This is a genomic window from Pseudomonas sp. BP01, from assembly GCF_022760795.1.
In the GTDB taxonomy this organism is placed as follows: Bacteria; Pseudomonadota; Gammaproteobacteria; order Pseudomonadales; family Pseudomonadaceae; genus Aquipseudomonas; species Aquipseudomonas putida_Q.
On sequence record NZ_JAFBKA010000015.1, the window covers coordinates 1 to 22,612 of the forward strand.

Consider the following 22,612-nt stretch of genomic DNA (forward strand, 5'->3'; position numbering starts at 1 on the left):
CATTTCGTGAGTGAGGGACAGGGCTTGTGACAGGCGCATAAAAAAATCCGATGCTCGTTTCCAAGCATCGGATTTTGCGGCCTTAGGGATAAAGGTCAATGTCTCAGTCTTAACTGACTGGCATTAGCCTTCGGGTCGCCTTTTTTGCTTCTGGCCCTATCGCCGGCAAGCCAGCTCCCACAGGTACTCCACAGGTTTTGAGGCTGGTGATGTACCTGTGGGAGCTGGCTTGCCGGCGATAGGGCCCGACCAGGCCATCACAAACACTGGCCAACTGACACCGATTTCATCCAGCAATTGCAAATTGCTCTTATTCAAACACCCCCACTTTGCTAAGCTTGCACGCCGGTTTTTCGCTCACGCCCAGGATCCTTGATGTCCTCGTCGCTGTTCCGACTCTCTCCTTTGCTGCTGACCCTTGCCCTCGCCGCCTGTGACGACGCTCCGCGTTTCACCCAGGCCGAACCCGGCGAAGCGTTGTCGGCTGGCAAGGCGACCGTGCAGCGCAGCGACCGCAACGCCTATTCCCTGCCCTCGGCCAACCTGTCGCCCGAGCGGCGCCTGGACTTCGCCGTGGGCAACAGCTTCTTCCGCAACCCCTGGGTGATCGCCCCCTCCACCACCACCGCACGTGATGGCCTGGGCCCGCTGTTCAACACCAACGCCTGCCAAAACTGCCATGTGCGCGATGGCCGTGGCCACCCGCCAGCGCCGGGTGACAGCAACGCGGTGGGCATGCTGGTACGCCTGTCGATCCCCGACCAGCCCTACCTGGCCAAGGTGATCGAGCGCCTCGGTGTGGTGCCAGAGCCGGTGTACGGCACCCAACTGCAGGACATGGCCATCCCTGGCGTGACGCCAGAAGGCAAGGTGCGGGTGAGCTACACCCAGCAAACCGTGTCGTTCAAGGACGGCCACCAGGTCGAACTGCGCAAACCTGCCCTGCAGATCACCCAGCTCGGCTACGGCGTCATGCACCCCGACACCCGTTTTTCGGCGCGGGTAGCTCCCCCGATGATCGGCCTGGGCCTGCTCGAAGCCATCCCCGAAGCCGACTTGCTGGCCAACGAAGACCCGGACGACCGCAACCGCGACGGCATCCGCGGGCGGGCCAACCGGGTGTGGGACGATGCCCAGGGCAAGACTGTGATCGGTCGCTTCGGCTGGAAGGCCGGGCAACCCAATGTCAACCAGCAGAACGTCCACGCCTTCGCTGGCGACATGGGCCTGACCAGTACCCTGCTGCCCAACGACGATTGCACCCCGGCCCAGGCCGACTGCCTGGCCGCCCCCAACGGCGACGGCGCCGATGGCGAGAAGGAAGTCAGTGACAATATCCTGCGCCTGGTGACCTTCTACACCCGCAACCTGGCCGTACCGGCCCGCCGCGATGTGGGCGCGCCGCAGGTGCTGGCGGGCAAGAACCTGTTCTACCAGGCTGGCTGCCAGGGTTGCCACACACCGCAGTTCACCACCGCTGCCGATGCCGCCGAGCCGGAGCTGGCCAATCAGGTCATCCGCCCCTACAGCGACATGCTGCTGCATGACATGGGCCCCGGCCTGGCCGACGAGCGCACCGAATTCGCCGCCAACGGCCAGGACTGGCGTACCCCGCCACTGTGGGGCGTTGGCCTGAGCGAAACGGTCAGCGGCCACAGCCAGTTCCTGCACGACGGCCGCGCCCGCAACCTGCTTGAAGCCGTGCTCTGGCATGGTGGCGAAGCCGAGGCGGCACGCAACTTCGTCCTCACTTTCGATGCCGAGCAACGTACTGCGTTGTTGGCGTTCCTGAACTCACTTTAAAACGTACAAAGGAGCCGGGCATGTTCCGACCCAAACTGCTGTTCACCAGCCTCGCCGCACTCGCCCTGGGTGCCTGCTCGCCGCAGGATCCGCAAGCAGTGACCTCCGCAGCCATCGCCAAGCAGGTCATCCTGCCCACCTACAGCCGCTGGGTCGAAGCCGATCGCACGCTGGCCGCCAGCGCCCTGGCCTACTGCGAAGGCAAGGAAGACCTGGACAAGGCCCGCGCCGACTTCCTCAACGCACAAAAGGCCTGGGCCGAGCTGCAGCCGCTGCTGGTCGGCCCGCTGGCCGAAGGCAACCGCGCCTGGCAGGTACAGTTCTGGCCCGACAAGAAGAACCTGGTCGGCCGCCAGGTCGAACAGCTGGTCAATGGCGACAAGCCGGTCGATGCCACGACCCTGGGCAAGTCCAGCGTGGTGGTTCGTGGCCTGTCGGCCTACGAGTACATCCTGTTCGACAGCAAGCCGGACATCGCCACGGCCGAGCAGAAAGCCCGCTACTGCCCGCTGCTGGTGGCCATCGGTGAACACCAGAAGGCCCTGGCCGAAGAGATACTCAAAGGCTGGAACAGCACCGACGGCATGCTCTCGCAGATGACCAAGTTCCCCAACCAGCGCTACGCCGATTCTCACGAGGCCATCGCCGATCTCCTGCGCGCCCAGGTTACCGCCCTGGACACCCTGAAGAAGAAGCTAGGCGCACCGATGGGCCGCCAGAGCAAGGGCATCGCGCAGCCTCTGCAAGCCGAGGCCTGGCGCAGCCACAACTCGATGAACAGCCTGCAGGCCAGCCTCAAGGCCGCCGAAACAGTCTGGGTCGGGGTCGACAACCAGGGCCTGCGTGGCCTGTTGCCCAGCGATCAGAAAGCGCTGGCGGACAAGATCGACGCCGCCTACGCTACCTCGCTCAAACTGCTGGCCGACAACCAGAAAACCCTCGGTGAGCTGCTGGCCGACGACGCTGGCCAGCAAACCCTCAACCAGATCTACGACAGCCTCAACGTCGTCCACCGCCTGCACGAAGGCGAGCTGGCCAAGGCGTTGAACATCCAGCTGGGCTTCAATGCCAACGACGGTGACTGATCATGCTGCGACGCCAGGCACTCAAACTCGGTAGCGTATTGCTCAGCGCCCTCACCTTGGGCGGCTGGAGCCTGTTCCGCAACAAAGGCAGCGAACCCTTGCTGCTCTCGGCGCGTGACGACGGCGACGGCAAGCACTATGCCGTCGGTTTCCGCCTGGACGGCACCCAGGTGTTCAGCACCCAGGTCGCCCAGCGTTGCCATGCCATCATCCACCACCCCGAGCAGCCGATCGCCCTGTTCGTCGCCCGCCGCCCTGGTACCGAAAGCTACCTGGTCGACTTGCGCGACGGGCGCCTGCTGCAAACGGTGGTCTCGCAGCCGAACCGGCACTTCTACGGCCACGCCGTGGTGCACAAAGGCGGCGAGTGGCTGTATGCCACCGAGAACGACACCACCGACCCGGGGCGCGGCGTGCTTGGCGTATACCGTTTCGAGGGCGAGCGCCTGGTGCACACCGGCGAGATCCCGACTCACGGCATCGGCCCGCACGAGGTCGCCTGGCTGCCCGATGGTGAAACGCTGATCGTGGCCAATGGCGGTATCCGTACCGAAGCCGAAAGCCGCGTGGAGATGAACCTCAACGCCATGCAACCGAGCCTGGTGTTGATGCAGCGCGACGGCACCCTGCTGAGCAAGGAAACCTTGGCCCAGCAGATGAACAGCGTGCGCCACCTGGCGGTGGGCAGCGATGGCACCATTGCCGCCTGCCAGCAGTTCATGGGCGATGCCGACGAAACTGCCGAGCTGTTGGCGATCAAACGCCCGGGCGAGCCGTTCAAGGCCTTCCCGGTGCCAGAGCGGCAGCTGCAGGCCATGGCCCAGTACACCGCAAGCGTTGCCATCCACAGCGAACTGCGGCTGGTGGCACTGACCGCGCCACGGGCCAACCGCCTGTTTGTCTGGGACCTGGACAGCGGCGCGGTGCGGCTGGACGCGCCCATGCCTGATTGCGCGGGGGTTGGCGCGGTGAAAGACGGCTTTGTCGTCACCTCCGGGCAGGGCCGTTGCCGGTTCTACGATTGCCGCAAGGCCGAACTGGTCGGCCAACCGATGAACCTGCCATCCGGCTTCTGGGACAACCACCTGCATCTCGTCTGATTCATCCGCTGCCTTCACCGGCCCTATCGCCGGCAAAGCCAGCTGCCACAGGTACACCGCAGGTTTCAGGACCTGTGGTGTACCTGTGGCAGCTGGCTCGCCGGCGATAGGGCCGGTGCAGACAATTCACTCCCCTTCAATCAAAAAACAGTCAATACTTCCCCCATCCACACGTGGGCAGGATCGCCCGTTGTCGTGTCCAAGCGAATAACAACCGTATCCAAGGAACCGGACCTATGCTACGCCGCCGCATGCTGATCATGTTGGCCGTGGTTCTGCTGATCGTGGTGGCCCTGGGGGGCTACAAGGCTTTCTCGATCTACCAGCAGATCCAGATGTTCACTGCCCCCAAGCCGCCCATCACCGTAGCGGCAGCCTTGGCCGAACAGCGCCAGTGGCAGGAGCGCCTGCCCGCCGTCGGCAGCCTCAAGGCACTGCAGGGCGTGGAGCTGAGCCTGGAGGTGGAAGGTATCGTCAAATCCTTGCACTTCGACTCGGGCCAGCAGGTCAAGGCCGGGCAACTGCTGCTGCAACTCAACGACGAGCAGGAAACTGCCCTGCTCGGCACCGCCCAGGCCGACCTGGGCCTGGCCAAGGTCGATTTTGGCCGTGGCAGCCAACTGGTCGGCGACTCCGCCATCTCCCGCGGCGAGTTTGATCGCCTTAGCTCCCAATACCGCCGCAACCAGGCAGTGGTCGAGCAGCTCAAGGCGCAGAAGATCAAGAAGAGTATCAATGCCCCGTTCAGCGGTACCATTGGCATCCGTCAGGTAGACATCGGCCAGTACCTCGCCGCCGGCACGATGATCGCCACCCTGCAGGACACATCCAGCCTGTACGTAGACTTCAACGTCCCGGAACAGGCCCTCCCCAGGTTGAGCCTGGGCCAGCAGGTGCTGTTGCAGGTGGCCGCCTATCCGGGCCAGACCTTCCCCGCCAGCCTCAGCGCCATCAACCCCAAGGTCGAAGAAACCACGCGCAACCTGCTGGTGCGTGCCACCCTGGCCAACCCCGACGGCAAGCTGCTGCCAGGCATGTTCGCCAACTTGCTGATCCTGCTGCCCAACCCTCAACCACAAGTGGTGGTGCCGGAAAGCGCCATTACCTACACCCTGTATGGCAACTCGGTGTATGTCGCCACGCCGAAGAAGGACAAGGACGGCAAGCCCGAAACCGACGACAAGGGCCAACCCCAGCTGGTCGCCGAGCAACGCACGGTACAAACCGGCGAGCGCCGCGACGGCGTGGTGGTGGTCAGCAAGGGCCTGCAAGCCGGCGAACAGGTGGTCACCGCCGGGCAACTGAAGCTCACCCCGGGCGCCGCGATCCGCATCGGCCAGGACAAAGCCCTTAAGCCCGAACAGGGCGCGCCGGGCAAGGACTGACAGGAGGCTGGCATGGCGTTTACCGATCCGTTCATCCGTCGCCCGGTACTGGCCAGCGTAGTCAGCCTGCTGATCCTGCTGCTGGGCTTCCAGGCCTGGAACAAGCTGCAGATCCGCCAGTACCCACAAATGGAAAACGCCCTGATCACGGTGACCACCGCCTACCCCGGGGCCAACGCCGAGACCATCCAGGGCTACATCACCCAGCCGCTGCAACAAAGCCTGGCCAGCGCCGAAGGCATCGACTACATGACCTCGGTGAGTCGGCAGAACTTCTCGATCATCTCCATCTACGCGCGCATCGGCGCCGACAGCGACCGGCTGTTCACCGAGCTGCTGGCCAAGGCCAACGAAGTGCGCAACAAACTCCCTCAGGACTCCGAAGACCCGGTGCTGAGCAAGGAGGCCGCCGATGCCTCGGCGCTGATGTACGTCAGCTTCTACAGCACGGAAATGAGCAACCCGCAGATTACCGACTACCTGTCACGGGTCATCCAGCCCAAGCTGGCCACGTTGCCAGGCATGGCCGAGGCGGAGATTCTCGGCAACCAGGTGTTTGCCATGCGTATCTGGATCGACCCGGTGAAGCTGGCCGGCTTCGGCCTGTCGGCCACTGACGTGACCAATGCGGTGCGCCGCTACAACTTCCTCTCTGCTGCCGGTGAGGTGAAGGGCGAGTACGTGGTGACCAGTATCAACGCCAGTACCGAGCTGAAATCGGCCGAGGCATTCGCTGCCTTGCCGGTCAAGACCAGCGGTGACAGCCGCGTGCTGCTGGGCGATGTGGCGCGGGTCGTGATGGGCGCAGAAAACTACGACACGGTCAGCTCGTTCGACGGCACCCCGTCGGTGTATATCGGCATCAAGGCCACGCCGGCCGCCAACCCGCTGGAAGTGATCAAGGAAGTGCGGCGCATCATGCCCGAGCTGGAAAGCCAGCTGCCCTCGGCGCTCAAGGTGTCGATCGCCTACGACGCCACGCTGTTCATCCAGGCCTCCATCGACGAAGTGATCAAGACCCTTGGTGAAGCGGTGCTGATCGTCATCGTGGTGGTGTTTCTGTTCCTCGGCGCCCTGCGCTCGGTGCTGATCCCGGTGGTGACCATTCCCCTGTCGATGATCGGCGTGTTGTTCTTCATGCAGATGATGGGCTACTCGCTCAACCTGCTGACCTTGCTGGCCATGGTGCTGGCCATCGGCCTGGTGGTGGACGATGCCATTGTCGTGGTGGAGAACATCCACCGGCACATGGAGGAAGGCAAGTCGCCGTTCGATGCGGCCCTTGAAGGCGCCCGCGAAATCGCCATGCCGGTGGTGTCGATGACCATCACCCTGGCCGCCGTCTACGCGCCGATCGGCTTCCTCACCGGGCTGACAGGGGCCTTGTTCAAGGAGTTCGCCCTGACCCTGGCCGGGGCGGTGATCATTTCCGGCATCGTCGCCCTCACCCTTTCACCCATGATGTGCGCCCTGCTGCTGCGTCAGGAGCAGAACCCCAGCGGCCTGGCCCACCGCCTCGACCTGCTGTTCGAACGCCTGAAGGTGCGCTACCAGCGCCTGCTGCACGCCACCCTCGACAGCCGGCCGGTGGTCCTGGTGTTTGCCGTGATCGTGCTGTGCCTGATCCCGGTGCTGCTCAAGTTCACCCAGAACGAACTGGCGCCCAACGAGGACCAAGGGGTGATCTTCATGATGAGCAGCTCGCCGCAGCCGGCCAACCTCGATTACCTCAACGCCTACACCGACCAGTTCACGCCACTGTTCAAGGCCTTCCCCGAGTACTACTCGTCGTTCCAGATCAATGGTTTCAATGGTGTGCAGACCGGCATTGGTGGCTTTTTGCTCAAGCCTTGGAACGAGCGCGAGCGCACACAGATGGAGCTGCTGCCACTGGTGCAGGCCAAACTTGAGGAAATCGGCGGCCTGCAGATCTTCGGCTTCAACCTGCCGTCGTTGCCCGGCACTGGCGAGGGCCTGCCGTTCCAGTTCGTGATCAATACCGCTGGCGACTACCCGGCACTGCTGGAGGTGGCTCAGCGCATAAAGACGCGCGCCCAGGCCTCTGGCAAGTTCGCCTTCCTCGATATCGACCTGGCCTTCGACAAGCCCGAAGTGGTGGTCGATATCGACCGGGCCAAGGCGGCCCAGATGGGGGTGTCCATGGACACTTTGGGCGGCACGCTGGCCACCTTGCTTGGCGAGGCGGAAATCAACCGGTTCACACTGGAAGGACGCAGCTACAAGGTGATTGCCCAAGTCGAGCGGCCGTACCGCGACAACCCCGGCTGGCTGAACAACTACTACGTGAAGAACGAGCAGGGCCAACTTCTGCCGCTGTCGACCCTGATCACCCTCACCGACCGCGCCCGCCCGCGCCAGCTCAACCAGTTCCAGCAGCTGAACTCGGCGATCATCCAGGGCGTGCCCATGGTCAGCCTGGGTGAAGCGCTGAAGACGGTGCAGGACATCGCCCGCGAAGAGGCCCCGGAAGGCTTCGCCTTCGACTACGCCGGCGTGGCCCGCCAGTACGTGCAGGAAGGCAGCGCGCTGTGGGTTACCTTCGGCCTGGCACTGGCGATCATCTTCCTGGTGCTGGCAGCGCAATTCGAAAGCTTCCGCGACCCACTGGTAATCCTGGTGACGGTACCGTTGTCGATCTGCGGCGCGCTCCTGCCGCTGTTCCTGGGCATATCGAGCATGAACATCTACACCCAGGTCGGGCTGGTGACCCTGATCGGGCTGATCAGCAAGCACGGCATCCTCATCGTCGAGTTCGCCAACCAGTTGCGTGAGGAACGCGGGCTGAGTGTGCGCGATGCGATCGAGGAAGCGGCAGCCATTCGCCTGCGGCCGGTGCTGATGACAACGGCGGCGATGGTGTTCGGCATGGTGCCGCTGATTCTGGCGACCGGGGCGGGGGCCGTCAGCCGCTTTGACATCGGCACGGTGATTGCCACGGGGATGTCGATTGGCACGCTGTTTACCTTGTTTGTGCTGCCTTGTATCTACACCTTGTTGGCGCACAAGACGAAAGCCAAGGAACCTGCCATAGCCTGATCCGGCCCCTTCGCGGGCTTGCCCGCGCCCACAGGTAGGGCACCAGGCCCGACATGGGTGCAGTACCTGTGGGAGCGGGCAAGCCCGCGAAGAGGCCGGTGAGGCAGACACAAAAAAGCCAGAGGCCCCGGGATTGCGGGGCCTCTGGCGTTTCTAGCTCACACCGGGTTCAACCAAATGGCCGCAACCCCTGACGCAGGCCAAACAGGAACAGCAAAAGGTCCTGGTCCGGCGCAACGTGTGCCTGCTGCTGCGGTTTCGCTTCCCGCGGCAACGCGCACTGGTCGGCCATCTCCGCCTTGCTGAACACGGTAGGCCTCGGCTCTTCCCAGGCAGCGACCGCAACGGTGGTCACCGCCAGGCCAGCTATCAGGAACAAAGCTCGAGCTATTTCTAGTTTCATTACGCTAACCCTTTGACAGCGCTGCCAAACGCCATCTGGTAAAAGTAGAGCAACGACTGCCACTCCGCGTCATTGAGCGACGAATGGCGGCGCAGTTGGCGCAGGTCGTTACCTGCCGCACGCTGACAACTGATACGCCGCCGGCACTTCTCAAGGTCCAGCAGCGCCACTTCGACGCGGGCCTGGTCGCCCTCGCCAATCACCTTGATGAATACGTGCTTGCCATACAGGCAGCCGTGCTGCCAGTGCCCCAGGTGCATGCGCGCCAGGTTATCCGCCAGGTCCTTGAGCATGCGCTCATGCACCACCTGCGGGTAACGCTCGCGGGCACCTTCGGCATGCCAGGTGTCCAGTTCGACAAACCCGTCAAGCGCTTCGCTTACCAGCAGCGCACGCCACTGGTGGTCGGCATCGCGTTCGGCACCACAGAAGACGATGCGGGGTACGCGCACGCCCAGTTGCTCGAAGCTGTTCAACGCATCGAGTTCACGCAATACGGTCGGTCGGCCGAAAGGGTGCAGCACGCTGCGGTAGATATGCCCGACCTGGCGCTTGGCATACAACAGTTTGCCGCTGGCATCGTTGAGGCGTTGCACGCCACTCTCGCCACCGCGGCGTTGGTTAGGCTCCTCTACCCACTCGCCTTGCTGGCGCCAGTAAAAATCGAACCTCGACTCGCCTTTCTGGGCTACAGCCATCAAACACTACCCCTTACGCAATACGTAGACCCGCCACATGGCATAGAACGGCAGGAAGTCGAGGCGTTCCTGGATTCTGAAGCCGGCAGCCCTGAATTCTTCTTCGACCGTTTCGGCCGGTAACACAAAACGGTTCTGGTAATTGTCCTGCTCGGCCTCGGCACTGCGGCGTTGTTCCAGCTTTTTCCGGCGCCAGGCCTTGAAATTGCCATCCACCCAGAGTGACAGGATCACACTATCACGGCTAACTCGTTGAAATTCCGAAAGAATGTTCTTTCTATGGGCGGATTCGCCAATGTGGTGGAACAGGCGCATACAGAAAATGCTGTCCACCGCGTTATCCGGCAGGTCAATGGCAAACGCAGATGTTTGCAAAGGACGTACCCGCGCCACCACTTCTGGCGGTTGCGCGGCGCACGCTGTCTCAATCATCGCTTCGGAGTTGTCGGCGCCGATGATTACCCGGTTGGGCTTTTCTGCCAACAGCGGCCAGAAGCGGCCCGCCCCGCACGGCAGGTCCAACACCAGGCCAGGCTCACCGGCCAATGCCAAGGCGCGACGCGCCAGCTGCTCATCTCGCTTGTGGGAAAGACGTCGCGCCAGGCCGTCCTGGTGCTTGAGAAAGTACTCACGCGCATGGTCTTTGTCGTACTTCTCGGAAAATTCAAGCTTGATGGGGCTACGCATTGGGCATCTCCTGACTCCAGTGCCGCTCACCTTAGGTAAGCAAGCGTTGGAATCAGGTCATGCCAATGTGAAAAAAATGTTGCGCACCCTTTGACCTGTTACAAACCATTACTCGGCAATGGCTTCCAGGTCGCCTTTGCCCGTGGTATTGCTCAGGTCTACCTGGAAGCGGCAACCATGCGGCAAGGTGGATGTCAGGGTAACGCGCCAGCCCTGGTCGTCACAGATTCGCTGCACCAGCGAAAGCCCCAGCCCCAGGCCCTCGCCGCGCCGCTCATCCCCACGTACAAACGGCTTGAACATGGCCTCGCGCTGCTCTTCGGGGATGCCCACACCGCTGTCCTCCACACTGAAGCCGTTGGCTTCCAGGCTCAGGCGGATATAGCCGCTGTCGGTGTAGTGCGCAGCATTGCGCAGCAGGTTGCCCATCACCGACTGCAGGAAAGTGGCGTTGTACAGCACCGGGCTGGCGCTGACGCGGCCATCGAAGTACAGGGTAAGGCCTTTCTGCTCGATGGTGTCGCGCCACACGCCGATCAGTTCGTCGGCCACTTCGCGAAGGGTAGCCTGCGAAGCCACCGCCCCCTCGTCACGCTGTGCCCGCGCCAGCATCAGGAATGTCTTGACCAGTTCGCGCATTTCTTCCGTGGCCCGCGCCACGCGCTCCACCTGGCTACGCGCGCGGGCGTCGAGGTTGGGGTTCTCCATCAACAGCTCGCAGGACGTTGCCAACACCATCAATGGCGTACGCAACTCGTGGCTGACGTCACTGGTGAACAGCCGCTCGCGGGTCAGCGCGTCGCGCAGGCGGCCCAGGGTGTCGTCGAAGGCCACTGCCAGCTGGCCGACTTCGTCAGCGGCATAGTCCGGTGCCAGCGGCGGGGCAAGGCCCAGCAGCTGGTCACGGTGGCGCACCTGGCGGGCCAGGCGAATCACCGGTGCCATCACCCGACGCGCCACCAGCCAGCCGAGGATGACGGCCAACACCAGGCTGAGGACGAAGCCCACCACCACCACCGCGAACAGCACGCGCTCGCGTTCTTCGAAGTCGCTCTGGTCCTGCAGCAGCACATAACGGCGGCCATCGACGATCTCGACCATGGCGTGGTACGACAGCTGGTCGCGAAACACCTCATGGAAGCCACGGTCGAGGTGGCGCAGGTCTTTGGGCAGCTCGAAGTCGTCACGCCCGCCGCTGAAGTAGAACAGCTGATCGGGGCGTGGCCGGTGGCTCCAGTCACCGACGCTGTCCATGCGCAGCAGGCGCTGCAGGTCACCGCCCAATACCGAGGAAATCAGCCGCTCTTCGACCAGGTGCACAGTGGCAACGATGCCGAAGGCGAACGCTCCGGCCACCAGCGCGCTCATCAAGGCAAAAGCGATGATGATGCGCTGGGCAAGGCTTTGCTTAAACTCCATCGCGGCCCTCGGCGAGGCGATAGCCGACGCCATGGACGGTATGCAGCAACGGTTTTTCAAACGGTTTGTCGATCACCTGGCGCAGTTGGTGCACATGGCTGCGCAGGCTGTCGCTGTCAGGGCAGTCGTCGCCCCACAAAGCCTCCTCCAGCACCTCGCGGCGCAGGACGTGCGGGCTTTTCTGCATCAGCACAGCCAACAGCTTGAGGCCGACCGGATTGAGCTTGAGCAAGCGCCCCTGACGGGTAACCTCGAGGGTGTCGAGGTCGTAGCTCAGATCAGCTACTTGCAGGGTACGGCGCCCACCGCCCTGGGCACGGCGCAGCACCGCTTCGATGCGCGCCGCCAGCTCCGACAAGGCGAACGGCTTGAGCAGGTAGTCGTCGGCCCCGGAGCGGAAGCCTTGCAGGCGGTCGTCCAGCTGGTCGCGGGCGGTAAGCATGATGACTGGCGTATCGCGGCGGGCGTCTTCACGCAGGCGCTTGCACAGGGTGTAGCCATCGATGCCGGGCAGCATGATGTCCAGCACGATCAGGTCGTAGTGCTCGGTGGCAGCCAGGTGCAGGCCGGACAGGCCGTCCTGGGCGCAGTCAACGGTATAGCCCTTCATGCCCAGGTAATCGGCCAGGTTGGCCAGGATATCGCGGTTGTCTTCAACCAAAAGGATGCGCATCGGTTTCTCCTGTGCGGCGCTTCTCGCTGTGGTGCGCGGCAGGCGCAGCTTAAGGCCTACGCCGGCAGGGTGCCAGCCCCCAGAAAAATTCACCTCACTTGACGGTTTTTTCACTGATCCTTCACGGACACAGGATAGCGGGCGGCTGACAATGCCCGATCTTTTTCGTGTCCTGGAGCCGCCATGCAGCAACGAACCCGTCCCCGCCCGATCAACTACTGGCTGTACCTGGGAATACCCTTGGCGACTGCGCTGGCCTTGATCCTGCTGGAGCTGACTTCGGTCGACATGGATGTGGCCAACCTGTTCTTCGACCCCGCTGCCGGGCAGTTCATTGGCCGCCACAGTTATCTGCTGGAAAACATCCTGCACGACCGGGTCAAGCAAGGGGTGATCTTGCTGGGCGTGTTGTCGCTGCTGACGTTTGCCGCCAGTTTTTTCTGGCAGCGCCTGTTCGGCTGGCGCCGCGAGCTGGGCTGCCTGGTGCTGGCACTGGGCCTGTCCACGGCGTTTGTCACGCCGTTGAAAAAGGTGACCCAGGTGCAATGCCCGTGGAGCCTGACCCAGTTTGGCGGCACGGAAACCTACAGCAAGTTGCTGGAGCCACGGCCGGCCACCGACAAGCCAGGGCTGTGCTGGCCGGGTGGGCATGCAGCGACCGGGTTCTGCCTGTTTGGCCTGTTCTTCATGCTGCGTGATCGCAAGCCGCGGTTGGCCCGTGTGGCCTTCGCATTGGCGCTGGTAGCCGGATCGGTGCTGGGTGTGGGGCGGATGATGCAGGGGGCGCACTTTTTGTCGCACAACGTGTGGACGGCCGTGTTCTGCTGGTTGATCGGGTTGGGGTCGTATTACCTGGTTCTGTATCGCCGAGGGCAGGCTGAGGTGCCAGTCGCTGAACGCGGCGTCGCCTGAAAGAGGGGCCGCTTTGCGGCCCCACTGGCCCCCACAGCGCACACAAAAAAGCCCCGGTTCTCGCGAACCGGGGCTTTTTGATGGTGCAGGGGTAAGGCTGGCTTACATCATGCCGCCCATGCCACCCATGCCGCCCATGTCTGGCATGCCGCCGCCAGCTGGGGCTTCGCTCGGAGCGTCAGCAATCATGGCTTCGGTGGTGATCATCAGACCGCCGATCGAAGCAGCAGCTTGCAGGGCCGAACGGGTGACCTTGGCTGGGTCCAGGATACCCATCTCGATCATGTCGCCGTATTCGCCGGTAGCAGCGTTGTAGCCGTAGTTGCCCGAACCTTGCTTGACCTTGTCAGCGACAACGCTTGGCTCGTCGCCGGCGTTGGCAGTGATCTGGCGCAGCGGCGCTTCAACAGCGCGACGCAGCAGGGCGATACCGACGTTCTGGTCTTCGTTGTCGCCTTTCAGGTCAACGATCGCGTTCAGGGCGCGAACCAGGGCAACACCACCGCCAGGCACCACGCCTTCTTCAACGGCTGCACGGGTAGCGTGCAGGGCGTCTTCAACGCGGGCTTTCTTTTCTTTCATTTCAACTTCGGTGCCGGCACCGACCTTGATCACGGCAACACCGCCAGCCAGCTTGGCCAGACGCTCTTGCAGCTTCTCACGGTCGTAGTCCGAGGAAGTCTCTTCGATCTGGGCACGGATCTGCTTGACGCGTGCCTGGATGTCATCTTCAACGCCAGCGCCGTCGATGATGGTGGTGTTTTCCTTGGACAGGATGACGCGCTTGGCGTTACCCAGGTGCTCCAGGGTAGCGGTTTCCAGGGACAGACCGATTTCTTCGGAGATGACCTGGCCGCCGGTCAGGACTGCGATGTCCTGCAGCATGGCCTTGCGACGGTCGCCGAAGCCTGGGGCCTTGACCGCTGCAACCTTGACGATGCCGCGCATGTTGTTGACTACCAGGGTAGCCAGCGCTTCACCTTCAACGTCTTCGGCAACGATCAGCAGTGGGCGGCCGGCCTTGGCAACGGCTTCCAGAACTGGCAGCAGCTCACGGATGTTGGAGATTTTCTTGTCGACCAGCAGCAGCAGCGGGCCTTCCAGCTCGGCAACCATGGTGTCCGGCTTGTTGACGAAGTACGGCGACAGGTAGCCACGGTCGAACTGCATGCCTTCTACTACAGACAGTTCGTTATCCAGGCCCGAGCCTTCTTCAACGGTGATCACGCCTTCTTTACCGACTTTCTCCATGGCTTCGGCAATGATGTTGCCGATGGAGTCGTCAGAGTTGGCGGAGATGGTGCCTACCTGGGCGATGGCCTTGGAGTCGGCGCATGGCTTGGACAGGTTCTTCAGCTCGGCGACAACGGCCGAGGTAGCCTTGTCGATGCCGCGCTTCAGGTCCATCGGGTTCATGCCGGCAGCGACGGCTTTCAGGCCTTCGTTGACGATGGCCTGAGCCAGGACGGTAGCGGTGGTGGTGCCGTCACCGGCAGCGTCGTTGGCCTTGGAAGCAACTTCCTTGACCAGCTGGGCGCCCATGTTTTCGAAGGCGTCTTTCAGCTCGATTTCTTTGGCGACGGAAACGCCGTCCTTGGTGATGGTTGGCGCGCCGAAGCTCTTCGCCAGCACCACGTTACGGCCTTTCGGGCCCAGGGTCGCTTTTACCGCGTCAGCCAGTACGTTGACACCAACCAGCATTTTCTTACGAGCGGAATCGCCAAACTTTACGTCTTTAGCAGCCATGATCGTTTAATCCTTGGAATTCTTTGGAGTAACGGGAAGTCGGGGAAATCAGCCTTCGACAACGGCGAGGATTTCGTTCTCGGCCATGACCAGCAGGTCTTCGCCATCGACTTTCACGGTGTTGCTGCCCGAGTAAGGGCCGAATACCACTTTGTCACCCACTTTCACGGCCAGCGCGCGAACTTCGCCGTTGTCCAGGATGCGACCGGTGCCGACGGCAACAACTTCGCCGCGGTTTGGTTTTTCAGCGGCCGAACCCGGCAGGACGATACCGCCAGCGGTTTTCGATTCTTCTTCGCTGCGACGGATGACTACGCGGTCATGCAGAGGACGAAGCTTCATTGTCGATCTCTCCCAAATTGTGGTTTTCATCGGCCGGTATCGACACCGGCGGGTTGATGCTGTCCGGCGTTGCCGGGAAGTGGCCCGCGATGGGCGAACCACTTGTGTAATGTCTGGCGTTGCCACCAGAAACCTTGCGGTGACCACATACATGAGGCCGCCATATTCAATTACAAGGCTAGATATACAAAATTTTTCATCAGGTCGAAAAAGACCGGGGCCGCTTTTGCGGCCCCGGTGCGTTCTACTTGTCGCGGCGCTCGTACTCGCCTTCGATCACGTTCGGGCGATGGCCACCATCACGCGGCTGCGCCTGGAACGGGTCGTCCTGGAACGCACGCTGGCGCATGGCCTGGGCCTCGGCACGCTCGCGCATCTTGCGCGCAGCCAGGCGACGGGTGAACGGCAACAGGCACAGCAGGCCCAGCACGTCGCTGATGAAGCCTGGCAGCAGCAGCAGACCGCCACCAACGGCCAGCATCATGCCCTGGAACATATCCTCGGCGGGCAGTTCACCGCGCTGCAGGCTCTCACGGGCACGCAATGCGGTGGCCAGCCCGGCCACCCGCATCACCAGCACGCCCAGGGCGGAGCCGGCGATGATCAGCAGCAGCGCCGGGAAGAACCCGATCGCCGCGCTGACCTTCACGAAGACGAACAGCTCCAGCACGGGAAACAGCAGAAACAGCAGTAGAAAAGCACGCATCAAAGCAATCCTCGTTGGAAGACAACCTTCCTGTAAGACCTACAAATGGATGCGGATGCTCGGTTTTTCAACCCTCGACCTGCGTCGCAGTCGGCCACTGGTCAGCGCGCGCCAGCAAAACAAGGGCTTCGCGGACTTGTGTCGGCGTGTTGCAAATACTGGGAAAAGGCAACCAGTGCACCGCCTGGCCGATGCGCAGGTGCATGCCCTCGCTGTCCACGCCGGCCATCCGAGCTGGCACATGCTGTGGCAGGTCGGTCAGCGCGACATAGTGGGCGATGGCGTTGGCGTGATCGCTGTTCATGTGTTCGACCATGCTCGCCTCGGCCTTGCCGGCGAACGGGTTGGCCAAGGTCACCTGGTCGAGCCAGTGGATCGCGCCAAAGCCGCCTATGTAGCGGTGACGCACTGGCTGCAGCACCCAGAAGTCGAAGTCGTGGGCCTTGTGGTAGTTGGCGGCGTCCGGGAAATAGCGGTAGTAGCGCTCGGCAGCCGCCTCGACAGCGGCCTCGTCGACCAGTTTATGCGCCTCGGCCATCACCGTCAGGCGCCCGACGGCCTGCACATCCTCGGCCTCGCGCTCACCCACCAGCAGTGAGCACTTGGGGTCTTTCTGCAGGTTGTGGGTGTGCTGGGCGATGCGGCTGATGAGGATCAGCGGGTTACCGTTGGCATCCAGGCAATACGGCACGACCGAGCCGAACGGGTAGCCGGGCATCGACTTGGAATGGGTCGAGAGCACGCCGCGGTATTCCTTGAGCAGCAGTTCCCGGGCTGGGCGGATGGCGTTGGTACTCACTTGAGGGCGGCTCCTGGCGGACTGGATGGGGAACAAGATAAGCATTATCACTGCCAGTGCCAATGGGGCTGCTGCGCAGCCCTATCGCCGGCAAGCCAGCTCTCACAATGACCGCGAAGTGCCCAGGCCTTTGCGGTACCTGTGGGAGCTGGCTTGCCGGCGATAGGGGCGCAAGGCGCCCCCGGCGGTTTACCAGGTAACGCCGAACCCTGCGGTATAGCGGGTCTTGTCCAGGTCACTTTCACGCGTGCCGGTGATGATGTCCTTCTCCGCCTTGAGGTTGAGCGAGGCCCATTCGGTGACCTTGTAGCGCAGGCCAACCTCGGCATCCAGCGAGTAGTCGGCCACCCCACCCAGCGGCTTGGCGAACTCGCCGTTGGTGAACAGCTGCACGTTCTTGCCTATCAGGTAGCGCGTGTAGTCCCACTTGACCGCTGCGGAATAGAAGTTGTCCTTGCCGCCGTCCTGGTACTCGAAGTCGGTGCGGTTGATCAGCGAACCCAGCGAGAACGCCCCCAGTTCATCGTCCCAGAACTGGTAACCCGGGCCGGTACCGACGGTGCGTTGGCGGGCCAGGTCTTCGATGCGGTCACGCTTGTATTCTGCACGCCCCTGCCAGAACCACTTCTCGGTGATGAAGCGGTCCAACGCGTACTCTGCGCTCCAGTTGTCGGTGGTGGTGACGTCGTCCTTGGTCTCGCGGTTGTATTCGCCTTCGGCATTGTGCCGCCAGCGGCCATGGCGAGCGGTGGTCTTGAAGCCTACGTCGTAATCGTCGGTGTCGTTCTCGGCACGCTTGTAGTCCAGGGCCACATCGACGTTGCCTTTCCAGACGAAGTCCTCGACCAGCGGTTTGGGCTTCATGATCTGTTCGATGCTGGCCAGGTCTACAGTTTTCGGCGCCTCGCCATTGGCCAAGGTTACCTTGCCAGGCTCGGCGGCTTTCAGCGACTTAGCTTTTTCACCGCTATAGGCGTCTTGCTTGACCAGCATTTCCTGATCGCTTTCCAAGGTCTGGACTTGTTTCCAGTCCAGCGCGATGGACCCACCATAGGGGGTCTCCAGCAGCAGCTTGCCCCCGTCGAAAACTTTGATCTTGCCACTGAGCCGGTCGCCGTTCTTCATCCACACGGTGTCGGCCAACACCGGAGAGGCGCACAAGGAAGCAGCTAGCAGGCACAACAAGGATCTAGAATACATAAGCGGGCTATGGGTTCGGTTTGACAAAAAAGCCGGGCATTATCCAGATACCGACGGCCAGAGCAAGGACAGACCGAGCACCTGCCGGTGAGTTCAACGCTCATTTGCCCGACCACCGGTCCAGTTTCATCTGCAGCCCAAGGGGGGCGTGATGTCTGATGGTTATGAGCACGCCCTGGATAACGCCGAGGGCCGACGAACGGTGCTGTATTCGGTACTCGGCCAAGTGCCGCCCGGCAAGGTGGTGAGCTACGGCCAACTCGCCGAGCTGGCGGGGCTTGGCCGCGCGGCACGCTGGGTTGGACGCACACTTGGGCAGTTGCCAGCAGACACCCGCCTGCCCTGGCACCGGGTGCTCGGCGCAGGTGGCCGGCTGAGCCTGGCATTGGGTACGCCGTCAGGCGATGAGCAACGGGCGCGATTACGCGCGGAGGGTGTGAATGTAACCAACAATCGTGTGGATATGACGCGCCATGGCTGGCGCCCAATGGAGCACAGCGGTTAGAGTGCGCGCTTTGTTTTCGCAAACTTGAGGCAGATGTTGGCCCATGCCCCGTAAAACCTGGCGCGCTGCGCTTGCTGCCTATGCCAGCCCGTCAACCTTGGTACTTTTGCTGCTCGGTTTCGCCGCTGGCCTGCCCTACATGCTGGTGTTCTCGACCCTGTCCGTGTGGTTGCGCGAAGCCGGCGTTGCCCGCGAAACCATTGGTTACGCCAGCCTGATCGGCCTGGCCTACGCCTTCAAGTGGGTGTGGTCGCCGCTGCTCGACCAATGGCGCCTGCCGCTACTCGGCGGGCTGGGGCGCCGGCGTTCATGGTTGCTGTTGTCGCAAGCGCTGGTGGTGGTCGGGCTGGTAGGCATGAGCCTGTGCGACCCGCAACAGCACTTGTCGTGGTTGATTGCCATGGCGGTGCTGGTGGCGTTCGCCTCTGCCACGCAGGATATCGCCGTCGACGCCTATCGCCTGGAAATCGCCGACGACCAACGCCAGGCCGCACTCGCTGCCAGCTACATGGCCGGTTACCGGGTGGCTGCATTGCTCGCCACGGCGGGCGCACTGTTCTTCGCCGAGTGGTTCGGCTCCACAGGTTTCAGCTATTTGCACAAGGCCTGGGCCGGCACCTATGTCATGTTCGGGGTGATGATGCTGCCCGCCCTGTTTACCACGCTGGTCATGCGCGAGCCGCCAGTGCCCATGCGTACCCAGTTGTCGGCAGCGCGCTATGGGCTGGTGCACCAGCTGGCGTCGGTGTTCGTACTGATCATCCTGCTGGTGTCGGTACCGGCCAGCTTTACCCAGATGTTCAATACCGGCTGGTCCAGCGTCATTTCCGGTGATGCCACGCCGCTCGACCTGCTGCTGGAAGACCGCGCCTTCCTGCGCCTGATCCTCTACGTGCTGCTGAGCTGGGCGTGCCTGTCCAGCCTGGGGCGTCGCGGCCTGGCCCCGGTGCTGACCCCGGTCAACGACTTCATCACCCGCTACCGCTGGCAGGCCCTGCTGCTGCTTGGCCTGATCGCCACGTATCGCATGTCGGACACCGTGATGGGCGTGATGGCCAATGTGTTCTATATCGACATGGGCTTTACCAAGGACCAGATCGCCAGTGTCAGCAAGATCTTCGGCCTGATCATGACCCTGGTCGGCGCCGGGGTCGGCGGCCTGCTGATCGTGCGCTTCGGCATCATGCCGATCCTGTTCATCGGCGGTGTAGCCTCGGCCGGCACCAACATCCTGTTCCTGATGCTGGCCGACATGGGGCCGAACCTGGAAATGCTGGTAGTGACCATCTCGCTGGACAACTTCAGCTCCGGCATGGCCACCTCGGCCTTCGTTGCCTACCTGTCGAGCCTGACCAACCTGAAGTTTTCGGCGACCCAGTACGCGCTGCTCAGCTCGATCATGCTGCTGTTGCCACGGCTGATCGGCGGGTATTCAGGCGTCATCGTGGAGAAGTTCGGCTACCACGACTTCTTCCTGATCACCGCATTGCTGGGTGTGCCTACGCTGATCCTGATCGCCCTGCAGTGGCGCCAGGAGGCCGGCCGGGGTACGCCGGTGGCAGAGGACAGTTCAGCGGCCGAGCGGCCCTGAAAGAACCTATCGCCTGTACCGGCCTCTTCGCGGGTAAACCCGCTTCCACAGGTACGGCACCGCCGTTGAGCGCTGTGCAGTACCTGTGGGAGCGGGTTTACCCGCGAAGAGGCCAGCACAGGCAATCAAACATTACTGCGCGACAGCCCCCTCATCAGGCCGCCCACCTACCACAAACCACAACGGCCACAACGCCAATGCCCCCGCCACACCCGCCGCCAAGGCAAAGTGCAGCAAGCTGGACCCGGCGCCCATCATCGCCAGCACCGCACCGCCCAACCCCAGCAAGGCAATGGTGATCATCCCCAGCATGGCTGAGACCAGGCCTTTGCTTTGCTCGCTGGAAAACAACGTCATGCGGTACAGCACCGCGTTGGCCACACCCAGCCCCAACGCGTACAGCGACATGCCGGCCACCACACTGGTAACACTCGGCCAGTACCAGGTCGCCAGCACCATCAGGCACAGGCCAGCCAGGTATGGCCACAGCGCGCCCCGCACCAGGGCCGGGAGCGGGTAGCGGTCGGCGATGCGGTTGATGATCAGGTTACCGAGGATCAGCCCGCCAAACACCGGCAGCTGCCACAAGGCGTACGCCATGGTGCTCAGCCCCTCATCGTGGATGAGCAGCACCGGCGACAGGCCGATCCAGCCAATCAGCGGCAAACCGACCAGGCCCAAGGCAGCGCTGCCGGCAACGAAACGGCGGTTGGCCAGCAACTGACCGTAGCCCGCCAGCAGTGGCAGCAGGTGAATCGGCGTAAACGCCAGGCGCGAGCCGTCACGGCGTTCCACACCGAGGGTTTCCGGCATCAGGCGGTACAACAGTCCCCACACCAGCACCGCGCCAATGGCAAAGGCCACGAACAGCCAGCGCCAGTCCAGCCACTGCAGCAACAAGGTGCCCACCAACGGCCCGAGCAGGGGTGACAGCAAGGCGATGTTGGCCAGCAAGGCCATCATGCGCACGGCGTCAGCCTCGCTGAAGGCTTCGTTCAGGGCCGGGTAGCTGACGGTGACGACAAAGCCCAGGCCGATGCCCTGCAACAGGCGCAGCAGGTTGAACAGGCCAATGTCGTGGACCCAGAAGGTGGCCAGGCACGCAAGGCCGAAGAACGCGCAGCCAACCAACAGCAGCGGGCGCCGGCCATAACGATCGGCCAGCGGGCCGATCAACCATTGCAGTACCACGCCCCCCAACAGATACAGGTTGAGGGCATGGGGGATGTATTCGGGGCTGGCGTTCAGGTCGCCCACCACCACCGGCATGGCCGGCATGACGGCGTCGCTGGCCAGGTAGGTGAGCAGTTCGAACAGGGCCAGGGTCAGGCCGAACAGCAAGGCGCGCAGGGGGGTGATGTACAGCAGTGGTTTCATGATGGCATATCGGGTGTGACAGGTGGGGCCAGGGTATATGCCAGAAAAGCCGAGCAATTGCTGTGAACAAGTGTAAAAACTAGGGCCGCTGCGCGCCCCTTCGCGGGCTTGCCCGCTCCCACACGGATTGCGGAATCTTTGTGGGAGCGGGCAAGCCCGCGAAGGGGCGCGAAGCGGCCCCGGTCGATGACAAAGCGGTATTACTGCGCGGCAGTCTCCTGCACCACACGGATCACCCGCTGTGGAAACGGAATGTCGATCCCTTCGGCCTTCAACCGGTCACGCGCATGCTCGTTGAGCATGAACATCACGTCCCAGTAATCGGACGTCTTGGTCCACAAGCGCAGCGATACGGTAATCGAGCTGTCGCCCAGCGTCGCCACTACCGCCTGCGGTGCCGGGTCTGGCAGGACACGCGGGTCCTTGGCCAGCTCCAGCAGCACGTTGCGGGCCTTCTGCAGGTCGGCCTCGTAGTCCACCCCCACATCGAACACCACCTTGCGCGTCGGCTGGCGGTTGGTGTTGGTGATGATGCCGTTGGACAGGCTGCCGTTAGGCATGATCACAGTCTTGTTGTCACCGGTGCGCAGCACGGTGTGGAAGATCTGGATGCTGTCGACGGTGCCAGCAACGCCCTGCGCCTCGATCCAGTCACCGATACGGAACGGGCGGAACATCAAGATCAGCACACCACCGGCGAAATTCGCCAGGCTGCCCTGCAAGGCCAGGCCGATGGCCAGGCCTGCGGCACCGATGGCGGCAACGAACGAGGTGGTCTCGATGCCGATCATCGAGGCCACGCTGACCATCAGCAGCACCTTCAGCACGATGTTCGCCAGGGTACTGATAAAACCCTGCAGCGCCAGGTCGGCGTTGCGCAGGCCAACCAGCTTGCCGAGGCGGGCGCTGACCTTGTTGATGATCCACCAGCCGACCGCCAGGGTCAGCAGTGCCAGCAGCACGCGGCTGCCGTACTCCATGATCAAGGGGACCCAGGTCTGGGATTGGCGGACGAGCTGATCGACTTCAGCGTTCAAATCCATATTCATCTCCTGATGCCGAGCGGCAAGTACACGGTAGAACAGGCTGTGCGCATTCGCACAGCCCCGGCCCCCATGGACATC

General features: G+C 62.8%; 20 protein-coding genes. 8 read left to right on the forward strand and 12 right to left on the reverse strand.

Going from position 1 to position 22,612, the window contains the following annotated elements:
- Nucleotides 1-375: 375 nt before the first annotated feature.
- The 5 genes from JOY50_RS14935 (at nt 376) to JOY50_RS14955 (ending at nt 8,430) form a co-directional block, all read left to right on the forward strand.
- A complete protein-coding gene (locus JOY50_RS14935) occupies nt 376-1,803 on the forward strand; it encodes a di-heme oxidoredictase family protein (protein ID WP_138737352.1) in 1,428 nt (475 codons plus the stop codon).
- A 20-nt stretch (nt 1,804-1,823) separates the two neighbouring features.
- The gene (locus JOY50_RS14940) at nt 1,824-2,888 is read left to right on the forward strand and encodes an imelysin family protein (RefSeq protein ID WP_019473877.1); all 1,065 of its coding nucleotides are present in this window, start codon (nt 1,824-1,826) and stop codon (nt 2,886-2,888) included.
- A gap of 2 nt (nt 2,889-2,890) precedes the next feature.
- Entirely contained in the window at nt 2,891-3,988 is a 1,098-nt protein-coding gene (locus tag JOY50_RS14945) for a DUF1513 domain-containing protein (protein WP_132842353.1), read from the forward strand.
- Between the two features lie 236 nt (nt 3,989-4,224).
- Nucleotides 4,225-5,373: an efflux RND transporter periplasmic adaptor subunit gene (locus JOY50_RS14950; RefSeq protein ID WP_132842355.1), complete on the forward strand. Its 1,149-nt coding sequence runs from the start codon at nt 4,225-4,227 to the stop codon at nt 5,371-5,373.
- A 12-nt stretch (nt 5,374-5,385) separates the two neighbouring features.
- Entirely contained in the window at nt 5,386-8,430 is a 3,045-nt protein-coding gene (locus JOY50_RS14955; RefSeq protein WP_132842358.1) for a multidrug efflux RND transporter permease subunit, read from the forward strand.
- 169 nt (nt 8,431-8,599) lie between these two features.
- Here JOY50_RS14955 and JOY50_RS14960 read toward each other — a convergent pair whose 3' ends face one another.
- The 5 genes from JOY50_RS14960 to colR form a co-directional block, all read right to left on the reverse strand.
- The gene (locus JOY50_RS14960) at nt 8,600-8,833 is read right to left on the reverse strand and encodes a hypothetical protein (protein WP_019473785.1); all 234 of its coding nucleotides are present in this window, start codon (nt 8,831-8,833) and stop codon (nt 8,600-8,602) included.
- The gene (locus JOY50_RS14965; protein ID WP_019473784.1) at nt 8,833-9,531 is read right to left on the reverse strand and encodes a lipopolysaccharide kinase InaA family protein; all 699 of its coding nucleotides are present in this window, start codon (nt 9,529-9,531) and stop codon (nt 8,833-8,835) included. The genes JOY50_RS14960 and JOY50_RS14965 overlap by 1 nt, the downstream gene beginning before the upstream one ends.
- Before the next feature lie 6 nt (nt 9,532-9,537).
- Nucleotides 9,538-10,218, reverse strand: a complete 681-nt coding sequence (locus JOY50_RS14970) for a class I SAM-dependent methyltransferase (RefSeq protein WP_243055463.1) — start codon at nt 10,216-10,218, stop codon at nt 9,538-9,540.
- Nucleotides 10,219-10,326: 108 nt separating this feature from the next.
- A complete protein-coding gene (locus JOY50_RS14975) occupies nt 10,327-11,637 on the reverse strand; it encodes a HAMP domain-containing sensor histidine kinase (RefSeq protein ID WP_019473782.1) in 1,311 nt (436 codons plus the stop codon).
- Nucleotides 11,627-12,310 carry a two-component system response regulator ColR gene (gene colR / locus JOY50_RS14980; RefSeq protein WP_003255215.1) on the reverse strand — a complete coding sequence of 228 codons (684 nt, stop codon included), beginning with the start codon at nt 12,308-12,310 and terminating at the stop codon, nt 11,627-11,629. Before colR ends, JOY50_RS14975 begins: the two co-directional genes overlap by 11 nt.
- 183 nt (nt 12,311-12,493) lie before the next feature.
- Here colR and JOY50_RS14985 point away from each other — a divergent pair, with 183 nt between their 5' ends.
- Nucleotides 12,494-13,222 (forward strand): phosphatase PAP2 family protein, encoded by a 729-nt coding sequence (locus tag JOY50_RS14985; RefSeq protein WP_138737350.1) that lies wholly within the window; start codon nt 12,494-12,496, stop codon nt 13,220-13,222.
- 102 nt (nt 13,223-13,324) lie between these two features.
- Here the strand turns inward: JOY50_RS14985 and groL are convergent, their stop codons facing one another.
- From groL to JOY50_RS15010, 5 genes are all read right to left on the reverse strand, one after another.
- On the reverse strand, nt 13,325-14,968 hold the full coding sequence (groL, locus tag JOY50_RS14990) for a chaperonin GroEL (protein WP_019473890.1): 1,644 nt from the start codon (nt 14,966-14,968) through the stop codon (nt 13,325-13,327).
- A 48-nt stretch (nt 14,969-15,016) separates the two neighbouring features.
- On the reverse strand, nt 15,017-15,310 hold the full coding sequence (locus tag JOY50_RS14995; protein WP_016488938.1) for a co-chaperone GroES: 294 nt from the start codon (nt 15,308-15,310) through the stop codon (nt 15,017-15,019).
- Between the two features lie 244 nt (nt 15,311-15,554).
- Nucleotides 15,555-16,016 (reverse strand): FxsA family protein, encoded by a 462-nt coding sequence (locus JOY50_RS15000; RefSeq protein WP_132842364.1) that lies wholly within the window; start codon nt 16,014-16,016, stop codon nt 15,555-15,557.
- Nucleotides 16,017-16,083: 67 nt separating this feature from the next.
- Nucleotides 16,084-16,815 (reverse strand): HugZ family protein, encoded by a 732-nt coding sequence (locus JOY50_RS15005; RefSeq protein ID WP_132842366.1) that lies wholly within the window; start codon nt 16,813-16,815, stop codon nt 16,084-16,086.
- A 189-nt stretch (nt 16,816-17,004) separates the two neighbouring features.
- A complete protein-coding gene (locus tag JOY50_RS15010) occupies nt 17,005-18,015 on the reverse strand; it encodes a DUF481 domain-containing protein (protein ID WP_019472984.1) in 1,011 nt (336 codons plus the stop codon).
- Nucleotides 18,016-18,166: 151 nt separating this feature from the next.
- On the opposite strand from JOY50_RS15010, the gene JOY50_RS15015 reads away from it, so the two are divergent.
- Together JOY50_RS15015 and JOY50_RS15020 are read left to right on the forward strand one after the other, a co-directional pair.
- A complete protein-coding gene (locus JOY50_RS15015; protein WP_132842369.1) occupies nt 18,167-18,520 on the forward strand; it encodes an MGMT family protein in 354 nt (117 codons plus the stop codon).
- Between the two features lie 43 nt (nt 18,521-18,563).
- Nucleotides 18,564-20,111: an AmpG family muropeptide MFS transporter gene (locus JOY50_RS15020; protein ID WP_028614123.1), complete on the forward strand. Its 1,548-nt coding sequence runs from the start codon at nt 18,564-18,566 to the stop codon at nt 20,109-20,111.
- Between the two features lie 132 nt (nt 20,112-20,243).
- Here JOY50_RS15020 and JOY50_RS15025 read toward each other — a convergent pair whose 3' ends face one another.
- Both JOY50_RS15025 and JOY50_RS15030 read right to left on the reverse strand, forming a co-directional pair.
- Nucleotides 20,244-21,488, reverse strand: a complete 1,245-nt coding sequence (locus JOY50_RS15025) for an MFS transporter (protein ID WP_243055464.1) — start codon at nt 21,486-21,488, stop codon at nt 20,244-20,246.
- A 200-nt stretch (nt 21,489-21,688) separates the two neighbouring features.
- Nucleotides 21,689-22,531 (reverse strand): mechanosensitive ion channel family protein, encoded by an 843-nt coding sequence (locus JOY50_RS15030; RefSeq protein WP_019471528.1) that lies wholly within the window; start codon nt 22,529-22,531, stop codon nt 21,689-21,691.
- Nucleotides 22,532-22,612 lie beyond the last annotated feature (81 nt).